Source organism: Rahnella sp. PD12R (assembly GCF_019200965.1).
In the GTDB taxonomy this organism is placed as follows: Bacteria; Pseudomonadota; Gammaproteobacteria; order Enterobacterales; family Enterobacteriaceae; genus Rahnella; species Rahnella laticis.
In genome coordinates this window covers 411,212-425,383 of record NZ_JAHTMS010000001.1, presented here as the reverse complement: position 1 = coordinate 425,383, position 14,172 = coordinate 411,212, and the positions used below count along the sequence as shown (strand labels likewise).

Here is a 14,172-nt window from a genome sequence, read left to right as displayed (position 1 = left end):
CAAGCATGTTGTAGTCTCTTAATGGCGTGTTTATGAATCCTTGTATATTACGGGGGACAAAATTCAGCAATATAGAGGAAGTGAACTCTGCTGTTAAAAAGCCTATTTGTTGATCTGGGTTATATATTTTGTGTTATTTTGCAGGGTTTTAAAAATATAATTGATGAGCCGTTAACTATTTCACTAATCAGTCTGGCTTAAATGAAATGAGAGTTTTTTAAGACAAGTAATTTAAATAATGAAGTTGAAATTATGCCTTTCCTGCAGGGATGGCTGGAAAGGCCCTCTATTATTGGTCCGGATAATGAAATCTACTTATTTAATTTCAGCCGGAATATAGAATAAAGGGCTAAGGTATTATCAAATCCCGCTAAACCAGTTATAACCCTGGTCTTCCCAGTAACCGCCCGGATTATTATTGGTGACGAAAATCGCGCCGATATGTTTGGCGTTTTTGAAGCCTAACTTGGTGGGCATTCTCAGCCGAAGCGGGTACCCGAAATCCGGAGGCAGTGGTTTGCCGCCAAAATCCAGTGCCAGAATGGTTTGCGGATGCAGCGCGGTGGCCATATCGATGCTTGAGTAATAGCGATCATCGCATTTAAATCCGACATATTTAGCCGTCAGATCGGCTCCGACGTGCTGAAGAAATGTTTTGAGCGGCACGCCTTTCCACTGCCCGATAGCGCTCCAGCCTTCAATGCAAATCAGGCGGGTGATCTGGCTTTCCTGCGGCAGGCGCTGAAGTTGTTCCAGCGTCCACGAGGCTTTCTTTTGCACCAGCCCGGACACTTCCAGCCGGTAATTCGGGATGTCGATTTCCGGCACATTGTACTCGGGGTAATACGCGTTGAAGCGAAACGGTGTCGTAATCTGGTCGGCGCGGTAAGTTTGCGCCAGCTTCTGCCCGCCAAATAACCAGCCCTGAACGCGGTCATTCCAGCGCGACATCGCCCACAGCACTTTGTCGACTTCGTCGCCGTCCTGCAAATTACAGCCGGTCAGCATGGAAACTGCACCGAGCGTTAATCCTGAGCGCAGCAGTAAACGGCGCTGTATATTCACCAGCTGCTTGCGCTGATCGGGCTCCAGAATGATTTTTGGCCGTTGTGATTTTTCACTCATCGGCGCTTTCCTCTTTGTTCATTGCCTTGCCGCCGGTGAGCATCGCCACAAATGTTTTCGGCACCAGCACCACCATCAGGACATGAATGACTACGAACAGCATCACGCCACTCATCGCAAAAAAGTGCACATAACGGGCAATATCGAACCCGCCGAACAGCCACACCAGCCCGCTGAACTGCACTGGTTTCCAGATGGATAAACCGGATAGCACCAGCAGTAGCCCCAGTAGCAGAACACCGCTGTACATCAGTTTTTGCACGGCGTTGTACTGGCCGAGTTTATGGGGCAGATGGAAGGTCAGGGCACGGACGGTATCGCGCCAGACGCTGCGGGCTGAAAACGGGAAAAAGTCCCGCTTAAAATGGCCGCTGAAAACGCCCCACAGCAGATAAAACAGAGCGTTAGCTGCCAGCAGCCACATCACGGCGAGATGCCAGGCGATGTTGCCGCCCAGCCAGCCGCCGAGCGTGGTGTTTTGCGGGAACGTAAAGGGAAACAGGGGATCCGCGTTATAAATCCCCCAGCCGCTCATCACCATGCCAATCATTGCCAGAAGATTAATCCAGTGGCTGATACGCACCGGCCAGGAATGGATCCTGCGTTTTCGAACTGAAGAGGGCTGAGGTTTCACGGTAAATCTCCTGTTAAACAGCCTGATTACATCGGTGGCGCGATGCCGTCTTTACCGGCGGCGATGCCACGGGCAACCAGCGCACCTTTGTCATCTTTCATGGCGAACAGCACGATTTTAGTGCCCGGTTTCAGCAGGCTGCGGTCGCCCGGTGCCAGCAGAACCACAGGAACGTCGTCAGGAACAACAACGGTTTTCTCAGCATCGTGATACTTCACGGTCAGCGTGCGGCCATTGCTGTTGACCAGTTTGCCGACGGTGCCGTTGGTCATGGTGTTGATTTTGCCGTCAGCGGATTCAAACGGGTTAAAGCCTTCACCACTGCCGCGCAGGCTTGGCGCAAAGACGTGGACTTCCAGCGCTTTCAGCGTGCCGTTAGCCTGCGGAACCGCGGCGGTACCGATGAAGCTGTCGGGTTTGATATCACTGATCTGGCCTTTGGTGACGGCGTTGATCTTGGTCTGGTCAGTCAGCTTCACATCGAGCTTTTCACCCTGACGGGTGGTGATTTGCACAGATGAGTCATTAACTGAATCAATGGTTCCGCGCGTCGGTTTAATCACGTTATCGGCCGCGAAGGCGGATGTCATTCCGCTGCACATCAGCAGGGAACCCAGTAATAAACCGGCAAGGCGTGTAGGTGTGTTCATGATCAACTCTCCATTTTCTAGCGTTATTTCATTCTGTTAGATGAATCACTGAACCGGCCAGTGATGAATAACTTCATTAAGAGTGGACGATAAACCGGGATTGGTTGATGACAAGTTGATGACAAAATTGTCATCAAAGGTGTCTGATGAAACTGATAAACTTCCTCTGAATCATTCTTTGGGAGAATGGTCTTGCGGCGCCGAGGGCCTGAATGCGGATACTGGTGATAGAAGATGATGTCAGCACAGGCGACTACCTGAAAAAAGGGCTGACGGAGGCGGGTTACAGCGTGGATCTGGCGCGCAACGGCGCGGATGGCCTGTTTCTGGCGCTGGAAGAGGGATATGACACCGTGATCCTCGACGTCATGCTGCCCGGCCTTGATGGCTGGCAGGTGATGGAAGTGCTGCGTAAAAAAAGTGATGTGCCGGTGCTGTTTCTGACGGCGCGTGACGAAGTGCAGGATCGCATTCACGGGCTGGAGCTCGGCGCTGATGATTATCTGATTAAACCGTTTTCATTTACCGAGCTGGTGCTGCGCATCCGCACCTTACTGCGTCGCCCGACGGCACGCGAACCGGACACGTTTTCAGTCGCCAATCTGAATCTCGATGTGCTGCGCCGCCGTGTGACCCGTCAGGATCAGACCATCGCGCTGACCAATAAAGAATTTATGTTGCTGGAGCTGCTGATGCGCCGGGAAGGCGAAGTGCTGTCGCGCACCATGATCGCCTCGCAGGTCTGGGACATGAATTTTGACAGTGATACCAACGTTGTGGATGTGGCGATCAAGCGCCTGCGCGCCAAGGTGGATCGCGCCTTTGAGGTGAAACTGATCCATACCGTGCGTGGCATTGGCTACGTTTGTGAAGTGCGCAATGACTAACGTGATGAAAGAAACTGCCCGCCCGTCCGCCTCAAAACGAGCGATGTCGCTGACCTTGCGGGCGACTTTGCTGTTTGCGCTGATTGCCTCGCTGGTGGTCAGCGCTGTCGGTTTTTATCTCTATTATTCGATGGATAAAGAGCTGGTTCGCCGTGCTGATTATCAGGTCAGCGGGCGCGTGCAGTATTTCCGCCATCTGCTGGCGAATGAATTTCCATTATCACAGCTGAGCCGCAATCCCGGTTTGTTTGAAAATATGCTCGGCAACGAGCGCGATATTCTGACTTTTCGTCTCGAAGGCGAGCTGCCGCTGATTAACGTCAATCCTTCGCAGCTGATCTTACCGCCGGTTGCGCCGGTGCCTCACGGCCAGCCGCTCACCCTGGAGACCGTGCATCACCTGATGGCACCGGACGGAACGCCGGTGCGCTTTGCCCGTGCAAGTGTGCAGATTGAGGATGGCAGAACGGTAGAAATTACCGGCGCGCATTTCATGACAGAAGAATCGCGTCTGCTGGAAACATTCCGCTGGGAAATCATTGGCGCCGTGCTGTTCGCCTATTTGCTGATTGCCGCACTCGGTTATGTTGTGATCCGCAGAGGCTTAAAGCCTTTACGCAACATGGCGCAGGAGGCCACCCAAATTCATCCCTCCAGCCTGTCGACCCGGCTGAGCACGGAGAATGCGCCGCAGGAATTGCAGCAACTTATCTATTCTTTCAACGACATGCTGGAAAGGCTTTCGGAAGGCTATCAGCGCCTGACCCAGTTTTCAGCCGATCTGGCGCATGAGATCCGCACGCCGGTGGGCGCGCTGATGGGGCATTGCCAGGTGGCGTTATATCAGCCGCGCTCGGTGGAAGAGTATGAAACGCTGCTGGCAAACAATATGGAAGAGCTGGAACGTATTTCCCGCATGGTGGAAAACATCCTGTTTCTTGCCCGCGCCACCGACGCACGGTCTGTTTTAACCATCACCAGTATTGATGTTTCCTCTGAAATCACCCGTATTCAGGAATATTTTGAAGGTCTGGCGGAAGAGCGTGAAATGGTGTTGTACGGCGAAGGGCAGGGGATTTTGTACGCGGACGCTATCTTGTTTCAGCGCGCGATCAGCAATCTTGTCGCCAACGCCGTGCGTTACGGGCACGAAGGCAGCACCATCATGATCAGCGCGCACCCGCAGGGGAAAGGCATGGAGGTTCATGTGACCAGCCAGGGCAGTCCGATCCCGCCGGAAAAACTGGGCAAACTGTTTGACCGTTTCTACCGGGCCGATGCATCGCGCAGTGAAGGCGGCAGCTCCAGCGGTCTCGGTTTATCGATAGTTCAGGCGATCATGGCACTGCATCAGGGAAGCGTTCGGGTAACGAGTTCGCCGCAGGGTGAGACCCGGTTCACGCTGTCATTCCCGGGGCCATTATCCGATCCGGATCACAGGCTTTCTTAATAATTCTTCAACGGTTCGGAAAAAGTTCAGAAAATTTTAGAGAAAATTCATTTTTTACTTATTGAAAAGTAAGGGTTTCGTTAATTTAGTTACATTATCACAATAGCAGAAACCTTTGAAGTTGAACAAAAATGCTCGTCCCGGGGTCTGAATAGTCCTAAGGAGTGGGTTTTATCCTCCGGTTCGAACGGTCAGTACGACGTAAAACAGACTCACAAAAGAGCCATTTATTACTAATGCATAAAATACGTTCACTTTCGCTGCAGAGCATTTCTGTTTTTATTGCGCTTTATCTTGGGATCCTGTTAAACCTTCCGATTTTCATCCGCCGTTACAGCCAGCTTCATTATGACAATGTGCTGTCGATAGCGGTCGAGATGGTGGCGTGTTTTGCCCTGGTTTACTTCCTTTGTATGCTGCTCTCCTATACCGGCAAAACGGTTTTCCGTGTGCTGATGACTGCCATTGTGATTTCCTCGGCGGCGGCCAGCTATTACATGATCCTGTTCAACGTCGATATCGGCTACGGGATTTTGGCGGCAGCGCTGGCATCAGACTCCATTGATTTATCGAAAGAATCTGTCGGCACGCATTTTGTGGCCTGGACGGCGCTTGTCAGCCTGATCCCGGTTCTGTTGCTGTGGCTCAGCACGATGCCGGGCGCCGCTCTTAAACACACTACTTTTAAAAAAGTGGCGGTCAAAACCGGCCTGCTGGTGATCTCCGGTTTGCTTTGTTACATGCCGCTCCGCCTGATGGGCAAAGTGCAGGACCGTCATGACAAAGAAAGTAACCGCATGATGGCAAGCTACGGCGGCGTCGTGGCAGGAACCTATTCTCCGTCCAACTGGTTGTCCGCGCTGGGTTTGTACTCTTACAGCAGCTACAGCCAGGCCGAAGACACCAAAAATCTTTACGATCCGGTGAAGCATTTCACTTATACCGCCCCGGCGGATGCCAAAGATATGTACGTGGTATTCGTTATCGGTGAGAGCGCGCGTCGTGACCACATGGGCCTTTACGGCTACGACCGCGACAACACGCCGAACCTCGATAAAGAGAAAAATCTGGTCGCGTTACAGGGCTATTCCTGCGATACCGCCACCAAACTTTCCCTGCGTTGCATGTTTGTGCGTGAAGGCGGCGCTTCGGAAGCGCCGCAGCGTACCCTGAAAGAGATGAACGTTTTCTCCGTGCTGAAAAGCAACGGCTGGAGCTCTGAGCTGTATTCCATGCAAAGTGAAGCCTGGTTCTACAACAAAACCCGCGCCGATGATTATTCATTGCGTGAAAACATCGCCTCTGAAAAACGTAACGCAGGCAAGCCGGTCGATGACATGCTGCTGGTCGATGAAATGAAGGATTCGATGGCCAATCATCCGCAGGGCAAACACCTGATTATTCTGCATACCAAGGGCTCGCATTACCTGTATTCAGACCGTTATCCGCGCTCATTTGCCAAATATCAGCCGGAATGTATGGGCATCGATGACTCCTGTTCAACGCAGGAAATGATCAACGCTTACGACAACACGCTGCTTTATACCGACTACTTCCTGTCGCAGGTGTTTGATCAGCTGCGCGATAAAAACGCCATTGTTTTCTACGCATCCGATCACGGCGAATCCATTTCCAAAAGCATGCATTTCCACGGTACGCCACGTGATCATGCGCCAGTTGAGCAACGCACAGTGCCGATCATGGTCTGGGCGTCGGACAAGTTCCTGTCTAACGATCAGAACAAGACCAGTTTCGAACAGTTGCAAAAAATGGCTGCTGAGAAGAAACCGGCCTTCCATGAAAAACTGTACGACACCATTCTCGGCTGTATCGGCTACACCTCGCCAAACGGCGGGATTGTAGAGCAGCACAACTGGTGCCATACGCCTGATCCGGCAGCACCGGCGAAGTAATACCGCTAAAATCGCCGTCTTTTTCTGATGAATGAAAAAGGCGGCGACATCCTCCCTGTTTTTAAGCCACAATCGGTTAACAAAATTCCCGTCATACTTCACGTTGCATGTGCGTTGGCTACGTTTACTCACCCGAATCACTGACTTATGTCAGCTCATCGGGATTCCTCAACTTGCCGCCTTCCTGCAATGCGAATTATCTAGGGTATTACTAATTGATTTCTCTTTATCAGGGCTGATAACCGATGCAAGCACTCCGAATTATCGTCTGCGTTCTGACGGTCATCATGACCTTACTGACGCTGCTTCCTCTTTCCAAAAATCAGCGCTGGTGGGTGCGTGTGTGGGATTTCCCGCGCCTGCAAATGGTTTCCCTGTGTCTGCTTTTTCTTCTGACTGAACTGCTGATTTTACCGTTTGATGGCGTATTGACCGGTATTGTGATTATCCTGACGGTCGCCTGCATGGCGTATCAGGGCTGGTGGATCCTGCCTTACACCCGTTTGTACCGCGTGCAGGTAAAAAAGACGGTGCCCAATGGCCATTCGCGTATCAAAATCATGAACAGCAATGTGCTCACTACCAACCGGGAGAGCGCGCAGTTACTCAGTCAGATTCAGGAACATAAACCGGACATTATCGTGCTGCTGGAAACCGACCAGTGGTGGGAAGACCAGATGGCTCCGCTGGAGGCCGATTACCCGCACAGCCTGCGCTGCCCGCTGGATAACCTCTACGGTATGCATGTCTATTCGCGTTTGCCGATGCACGGCGAGCAGATTCAGTTTCTGGTGGCGAAAGATATTCCTTCCATGCATTTTCGCGCAGAACTGCCGTCGGGCGAACAGGTGGTGCTTCACTGCCTGCACCCGAGGCCGCCAAGCCCGACCGAAGCGGATGAATCAACCGCCCGTGACGGTGAGCTGATCGCCGTCGGGCATACCGCCGCGAAAGCGCATTTCCCGACCATTGTGACCGGTGACCTGAATGATGTCGCGTGGTCGCGAACCACCCGTTTATTCATGAAAATCAGCGGATTGCTCGACCCGCGCCGTGGCCGGGGTATGTACAATACTTTTCATGCGAGCTATCCGTTTTTGCGCTGGCCGCTGGATCACGTTTTCCACAGCAAAGACTTCACGCTGATTGATCTGAAACGGCTGGATTTCATGGGCTCCGATCACTTCCCGATCCTGGTCGAACTGGCGCTGACCCCTTGTCAGGGGAAAGATCAGGAGCCGCTGGAAATCGAAAACGACGATCTGGAAGAAGCCAGGGAAAAATTGGAACTGGCGGGTGTAAAACTTACGGATATCTATCCGCACAATAAAAATCCTGCCAATAACAAATAATGTGAGGGCTTACGGGCTTAAACCATGACCACTGAACGTGACCGTTTGCCGCTGGCCGAAGACTTACGGGTTTTTCTGGCGGTGGTGAACAAGCAAAGCTTTGCCGCGGCGGCGACCGAACTCGGGCAGTCTCCGGCCTATGTCAGTAAGCGTATTCAGATCCTCGAAGAGTCCCTGAACACCCGTTTGCTGCATCGTTCGACCCGTGGCGTTCGCCTGACTGAAGATGGCGAACGGGCGCAACGCTGGGCGCTGCAAATTCTCGACACGTTCGATCAGTTTATGGGTGATGTTTCAGATTCCCGCAGCGAGGTACGCGGCAACGTGCATATTTGCAGTTCGTTTGGTTTCGGGCGCTGCCACGTTGCGCCCGCTGTTGCAGAACTGGCCGAACGTTATCCGCAGCTTAACCTGCGCCTCGACCTGTTCGACCGGGTTGTTGATCTGGTCGCTGAAGGTATTGATCTCGAAATTCTGGTCGGCGATGACATTCCCGAACAGCACATCGGTAAAAAGCTGGCGCAGCATCAGCGTATCCTTTGCGCGTCTCCCCGGTATCTGGCCACACACGGCGAACCGGCTTCTCTGGACGCCCTGACGCAACACCAGTGTCTGGTGCTCAAAGAACGCGACAACCCGTTTGGCATCTGGTCGCTGACCGGAGAAGGGCAGGAACAGCGCGTCCGGGTCAAAGGCGTGTTGTCATCTAACAGCGGCGAAGTGGTGTTGCAGTGGGCGCTGAAACATCACGGAATTATTTTGCGCTCTGAGTGGGATGTCCGGCCTTACATCGACCGGGGCGAACTGGTGCAGGTTTTACCGCAGTTTTCCCAGCCCGCCAGCGTCTGGGCGGTTTATCCCACACGGCTGGCAGATTCTGCAAAACTGCGGGTTTGCGTTGAATTCCTGCATCAGCGCTTTAGCCAGTTACTGCAATAACGTTTTCACGCCAGCCACGGATTACGCTGCAAATGCGCCTGCTGAAATTCGCGGATTTCATCGCTGTAACGCAGCGTATTCCCCACCGCATCCAGCCCGTTGAGCAGGGACATTTTGCTCAGTTCGTCGATGTTGAAAGCGATCTCTTTGCCATCGTGCAAGCTTATTGTTTGCGCCGGTAAATCGACGGTAATTTCGTTGCTTTGTGCCTGCGTAACCTGTTCAGCCAGCTGTGCCCACTGTTCCGGGGTGAGCTGAACAGTGAGCACGCCGTTACGCTGGCAGTTGTCGAAAAAGATCCCCGCAAACGTGGTGCCGATCAGCGCCCGTATCCCCAGCTGTTTCAGCCCCCATACCGCATGTTCACGGCTTGAGCCACAACCAAAGTTCGGGCCGACCAGCAGGAATTTAGCCTCCTGCCACGCAGGCTGGTTGAGGATAAACGCCGGATCGGGTGAGCCGTCGGCCTGAAACCGCAAATCAAAGAAAACGCCCTGATCCAGACCGCTGCGGTCGATGCCTTTCAGAAACTGCTTCGGCATAATCACATCGGTATCGACGTTGGCCGCCGGGAAGGGCGCGGCTGCGCCGGTTAACACGGTAAATGCTTGCATGTTTTTCTCCTCACACTTCGCGAACATCGGTCAGATGACCGCAAATTGCGGCGGCGGCAACCATCGCCGGGCTCATCAGATGGGTTCGTGCACCGGCACCCTGACGGCCTTCGAAATTGCGGTTGGTGCTCGACGCACACCGGTCACCCGGTGAAAGCACGTCGTCGTTCATCGCCAGACACATTGAACAGCCGGACTGCCGCCATTCAAAACCAGCTTCAATAAATATCTCTGCCAGCCCTTCGGCTTCGGCCTGTGCACGCACCTGGCTTGAGCCAGGAACGATCATCGCCCGTACCGCTGACGCCACTTTTTTGCCGCGCACAACGTCAGCGGCGGCGCGCAAATCTTCAATGCGCGCATTGGTGCAGGAGCCGATAAAGGCGTGGCTGATGCCGATACTGTTAAGCGGTTGCCCGGCACGTAATCCCATATAGCTGAGTGCGCGTTGCAGGTCTTTGCGCCGTGCGGGATCCGGTTCGGATTGCGGATCGGGTACGCGTCCGCCAATCGCCAGTGCCTGATCCGGGCTGGTTCCCCAACTGACCATCGGGGCGATATCTGCGGCGCACAGCTCAACTTCGCGGTCAAACACGGCGTCCGGGTCACTGTGCAGCGTACGCCAGACGTCGACGGCCTCCAGCCATTGCTGGCCTTTTGGCGCGCGGGGTTTGTCTTTCAGGTAAGCAAACACTTTGTCATCCGGCGCCATAAACGCACCGCGCGCACCGGCTTCCACCGCCATATTGCAGATGGTCATGCGGCCTTCGACGCTCAGCATATCGATGCCCTGACCGCAGAACTCGATGGCATAACCCGTTGCTCCCGAAGCGCCGATTTTCGCCACCAGCGCCATTACCACGTCTTTGGCGGTAATGCCGTTGTGCAGCTCGCCATTTACCGTCACGCGCAGGGTTTTCAGGCGTTTGTAGACCAGCGTCTGGGTTGCCAGCAAATGTTCAATCTCTGATGTGCCGATACCAAAACCGAATGCGCCGAGCGCGCCATACGTGGTGGTGTGGCTGTCACCGGCGGCAATCACCATGCCCGGCAAGATAAAGCCCTGCTCCGGTGCGACAACGTGTTCAATGCCCTGACGGGAATCAAGAATATCAAACAGCTCAATACCAAATTCTGCGCAGTTCTCCGCCAGATACGAAACCTGGCGTGCGCCACCGGCGTCCGGCATCTGGCGTGTGCGCAAAGGCGCAGTCGGATTGACGTGATCGACCACGGCCAGTGAGGTTTCAGGCCGCCAGACGCGACGGCCCGCGTCGCGCAAACCGCTGAAAGCCTGCGGGCTGGTGTACTCGTTAATCACCTGCCGGTCGATGTACAGCAACACGTGCCCTTTGTCGTCCAGCGTGCGGACGGTGTGGCTGTCGATGTGCTTTTCATACAGCGTTTTTGGCTTCATTTCATTGCCCTGATGAACGTAATGGATAATGCCAGCGTCGCAAAATTACCCGTTCCCGGGCAACGGCCTGAGTGTGGTGTCTCAAAACACAGATCGTGAAGCAGCAATCTTCATTTGTGACCTTGTTGCTGAAAAGCCAGCGACTAAGATGGGTAAAAAAGGAGAACACCCATGTTTGAACATTTTACCCAAGGCCGTATGCAGGTCAGCGGAACGGAGATCGCCTACCGGATCGCCGGGCAGGGCGAGCCTCTGCTGTTGCTGCACGGACACCCGCAAACACAGGCTATCTGGCATAAAGTCGCGCCGTTTCTGACGTCTCAGTTCACCGTCGTTCTGGCCGATTTGCGTGGCTATGGCGACAGCGGCAAACCCGAACCCGACGCGGAACATCTGCGCTACAGCAAACGCGAAATGGCGCAAGACCAGCGGGAGTTAATGGCCGCGCTCGGCTTCAGCAGGTTCAGCGTTATTGCCCATGACCGGGGCGCCCGCGTGGCGCACCGGCTGGCGCTCGATCATCCGCAGGCCGTTAAACGCCTGGTGCTGATGGATATCGCGCCGACGCTTTCCATGTATCAGCAAACCAATGAAGCTTTTGCCCGTGCTTACTGGCACTGGTTTTTCCTGATCCGCCCGGCGCCGCTGCCGGAAACGCTGATCACCGCCGATCCGGATCAGTATCTGCGCAGCGTCATGGGCAGCCGCAGCGCCGGTATGCAGCCTTTCACCGACGAAGCTTACGCAGATTATTTGCGCTGTCTGCAACAAAATGGAACGGCGCGCGGGATTTGCGAGGACTATCGGGCGTCGGCAAGTATCGACCTGCAACACGACAAAGAAGATCTGGATGCAGCCCGCAAACTGAGTTGTCCGTTGCTGGTGCTTTGGGGCGAAAAAGGCACTGTCGGTCAATGTTTTGCGCCATTGGAAGAGTGGCGCAAAGTTGCTGAAGACGTGCAGGGTGAAGCGCTGCCTTGCGGCCATTATATTGCCGAAGAACAGCCGGAACTGCTGCTGGAGAAGGTGTTGCCGTTCCTGCGATAACGCGGGCATCCGGGCATTAAAAAACCCGCTTTCGCGGGTTTTTGTAATTCTGTGTTAAACCGGTTGTTCCGGGAATGTCAGCGTATTCCCCGGCGCTTCACGGTTAATATGCAGGAAATTCAGATGACGTTCGTACTGGTCCAGAATGTCATTGATCACCTGATGTTTCGTAAAGTCCATCAGGTCATTGCCCTGCGTGCCTTCGAGCAGAAACGTCTCCAGCCGGTAATAGTGCGATTTCCCGGCGCGGGCACGGTAGGTAAACGCCGGAACCGCGTAACGTACCGGCCAGATCTGGTACACAAAGTTCTGCTCTTCGCCCAGCGCTACCTGCAATTCCAGCGGCCCGATTTTTTCATCTTCCTGCGGCTCATGTTCGTTGAACGTGACTTTCGCGCCGCGCAATTCCAGTTCCTGCGCCACTTCCTGCATCGCCGGACGGCACACGGTATCCATCATTTTTTGCGTATGGCGCGTGCCCGGATAATTCATGACCCGTGAAAGGCGTTGCTTCCAGTTCAGCGCCGCGTCGCTCGTCGCCGGAAGCGGTGCCAGCGTTTGCTGGGTGCTGGCGCGGCGGTAATCTTCCAGACGCAGGGATTTATACAGCCCGGCCATGATGAAGAAAATCACAAAACTGAACGGCAGCCCCATGATGACCGTGGTGTTTTGCAGCGCAGAAACGCCGTCGGTCATCAGCATGCCGAGCGTCAGCACGCCGATGGTGACTGACCAGAAAATCCGCAACCAGTTCGGCGCATCGTTGTTAATATCCGCCAGTTTTGAGGTGAAGTTACCCAGTACCAGCGAACCGGAATCTGCCGAAGTGACATAAAACAGCAGGCCGGTGATGGTCGCGACAGACGCACTGAGCGTAAATCCCGGATACTGCGCCAGCAGGCTGTAAACGCCGCGCTCAGGGTGCGCGATCACTTCGTTCGCAAAATCCAGATTGCCGTGCAGAATCTGATACAGCGCGCTGTTACCGAAAATCGACAGCCACAGGAGGGTGAAGACGAACGGGATGATAAGCGTACCCAGCACAAACTGGCGGATGGTGCGGCCACGGGAAATACGCGCCAGGAACAGGCCGACAAACGGCGACCACGCCACCCACCATGCCCAGAAGAACAGCGTCCAGCTGTTCATCCACTCGGTCGGGCGGTCGAACGCAAAGGTGTTCAGCGTCATACCCATAAACCGGTTGATGTAATCGCCGATATTCAGCACCAGCGCGTTCAGCAGGAATTCGGTGTTGCCGAAGAACAGCAGGAACAGAATCAGCCCCAGCGCCAGCAGCACGTTCAGCTCCGAAAGAATACGGATGCCTTTATTCACGCCGGACGTGACCGAGACCGTCGCCATGATCACCGACAGCAAAATCAGCGCTGCCTGCACGGTCAGGTTTTCCGGAATATGGAACAGCACTTTCAGCCCGTAGTTCAGCTGCACAACGCCGATCCCAAGCGTTGTTGCAATCCCGAAAATTGTCCCGACGACGGCGGCGATATCCACGCTGTGGCCGATAGGCCCGTTGATTCGCTTGCCAAAAATCGGGTAGAGCGCCGAACGGATGGTCAGCGGCAGGTTATAACGGTAGCTGAAATACCCCAGCGCGATGCCCATCAGCGCGTACATCGCCCAGCCGGTCAGCCCGTAGTGGAACAGCGTCCAGGTCATTGCCTGTCGCGCGGCTTCCAGCGTCTGGCCGTTGCCTTCCGGCGGCAACATGTATTGCGTTACCGGTTCGGCGACCGAGAAAAACATCAGATCGATGCCGATCCCGGCAGCAAATAACATCGCCGCCCAGCTCATCATGCTGAATTCGGGTTTGGATTGTTCAGGGCCTAACTTGATCGAACCAAAGCGCGAACAGGCTATGAACACTACAAACACGATGTACAGCGTCGCCGCCAGCATGTAATACCAGCCGAAGGTGGCGGATACCCAGTTGAGCGTCAGGCTGATCCATTTTCCCGATAAATCGGTGAAGAAAATGGTCATCAAAGTGAAGGCTAAAATCAGACCGGCGGAGGTGAAAAATACCACCTTGTTGAGCTGGTCACGTGGTTTCTCAGGTAATTTCTCTTTCGTATCGGCAATCGCCATCTTTTCCCCTGTCTTGTTAATTATTCACTGTTTTT

The 14,172-nt window shown here is 54.2% G+C and carries 12 protein-coding genes; 6 read left to right on the top strand and 6 right to left on the bottom strand.

The annotated features are described in order from the left end of the window. Window positions 1–360 precede the first annotated feature (360 nt). The 3 genes from KWG64_RS02025 to KWG64_RS02015 are packed head-to-tail and all read right to left on the bottom strand — an operon-like array spanning window position 361 to window position 2,409. Window positions 361–1,125 carry a molybdopterin-dependent oxidoreductase gene (locus KWG64_RS02025; protein WP_218520764.1) on the bottom strand — a complete coding sequence of 255 codons (765 nt, stop codon included), beginning with the start codon at window positions 1,123–1,125 and terminating at the stop codon, window positions 361–363. After that, entirely contained in the window at window positions 1,118–1,759 is a 642-nt protein-coding gene (locus KWG64_RS02020; RefSeq protein WP_218520763.1) for a cytochrome b/b6 domain-containing protein, read from the bottom strand. Before KWG64_RS02020 ends, KWG64_RS02025 begins: the two co-directional genes overlap by 8 nt. A gap of 26 nt (window positions 1,760–1,785) precedes the next feature. Further along, the gene (locus KWG64_RS02015; protein ID WP_152324262.1) at window positions 1,786–2,409 is read right to left on the bottom strand and encodes a hypothetical protein; all 624 of its coding nucleotides are present in this window, start codon (window positions 2,407–2,409) and stop codon (window positions 1,786–1,788) included. A gap of 212 nt (window positions 2,410–2,621) precedes the next feature. On the opposite strand from KWG64_RS02015, the gene KWG64_RS02010 reads away from it, so the two are divergent. The 5 genes from KWG64_RS02010 (at window position 2,622) to KWG64_RS01990 (ending at window position 8,950) form a co-directional block, all read left to right on the top strand. Continuing rightward, the gene (locus tag KWG64_RS02010) at window positions 2,622–3,296 is read left to right on the top strand and encodes a heavy metal response regulator transcription factor (protein WP_218520762.1); all 675 of its coding nucleotides are present in this window, start codon (window positions 2,622–2,624) and stop codon (window positions 3,294–3,296) included. Then, window positions 3,289–4,746, top strand: coding sequence for a heavy metal sensor histidine kinase (locus tag KWG64_RS02005; RefSeq protein ID WP_255562064.1), 1,458 nt, complete (start codon window positions 3,289–3,291; stop codon window positions 4,744–4,746). Before KWG64_RS02010 ends, KWG64_RS02005 begins: the two co-directional genes overlap by 8 nt. Window positions 4,747–4,982: 236 nt before the next feature. Then, a complete protein-coding gene (gene eptB / locus KWG64_RS02000) occupies window positions 4,983–6,659 on the top strand; it encodes a kdo(2)-lipid A phosphoethanolamine 7''-transferase (protein WP_218520761.1) in 1,677 nt (558 codons plus the stop codon). 245 nt (window positions 6,660–6,904) lie between these two features. Continuing rightward, window positions 6,905–8,011 (top strand): endonuclease/exonuclease/phosphatase family protein, encoded by a 1,107-nt coding sequence (locus KWG64_RS01995; protein ID WP_195825046.1) that lies wholly within the window; start codon window positions 6,905–6,907, stop codon window positions 8,009–8,011. 24 nt (window positions 8,012–8,035) lie between these two features. Further along, complete coding sequence (locus tag KWG64_RS01990) at window positions 8,036–8,950, top strand: LysR substrate-binding domain-containing protein (protein WP_218520760.1); 915 nt, start codon at window positions 8,036–8,038, stop codon at window positions 8,948–8,950. Window positions 8,951–8,955: 5 nt separating this feature from the next. On the opposite strand, the gene leuD is transcribed toward KWG64_RS01990, so the two are convergent. Further along, window positions 8,956–9,564: a 3-isopropylmalate dehydratase small subunit gene (leuD, locus tag KWG64_RS01985; RefSeq protein WP_195812860.1), complete on the bottom strand. Its 609-nt coding sequence runs from the start codon at window positions 9,562–9,564 to the stop codon at window positions 8,956–8,958. A gap of 10 nt (window positions 9,565–9,574) precedes the next feature. Then, window positions 9,575–10,981 carry a 3-isopropylmalate dehydratase large subunit gene (gene leuC, locus KWG64_RS01980; RefSeq protein WP_218520759.1) on the bottom strand — a complete coding sequence of 469 codons (1,407 nt, stop codon included), beginning with the start codon at window positions 10,979–10,981 and terminating at the stop codon, window positions 9,575–9,577. Window positions 10,982–11,152: 171 nt separating this feature from the next. Between leuC and KWG64_RS01975 the strand changes: the two genes are divergently transcribed. Then, window positions 11,153–12,028, top strand: coding sequence for an alpha/beta fold hydrolase (locus KWG64_RS01975; protein WP_218520758.1), 876 nt, complete (start codon window positions 11,153–11,155; stop codon window positions 12,026–12,028). A gap of 54 nt (window positions 12,029–12,082) precedes the next feature. Here KWG64_RS01975 and KWG64_RS01970 read toward each other — a convergent pair whose 3' ends face one another. Continuing rightward, window positions 12,083–14,137: a choline transporter gene (locus tag KWG64_RS01970; protein ID WP_217153151.1), complete on the bottom strand. Its 2,055-nt coding sequence runs from the start codon at window positions 14,135–14,137 to the stop codon at window positions 12,083–12,085. Window positions 14,138–14,172 lie beyond the last annotated feature (35 nt).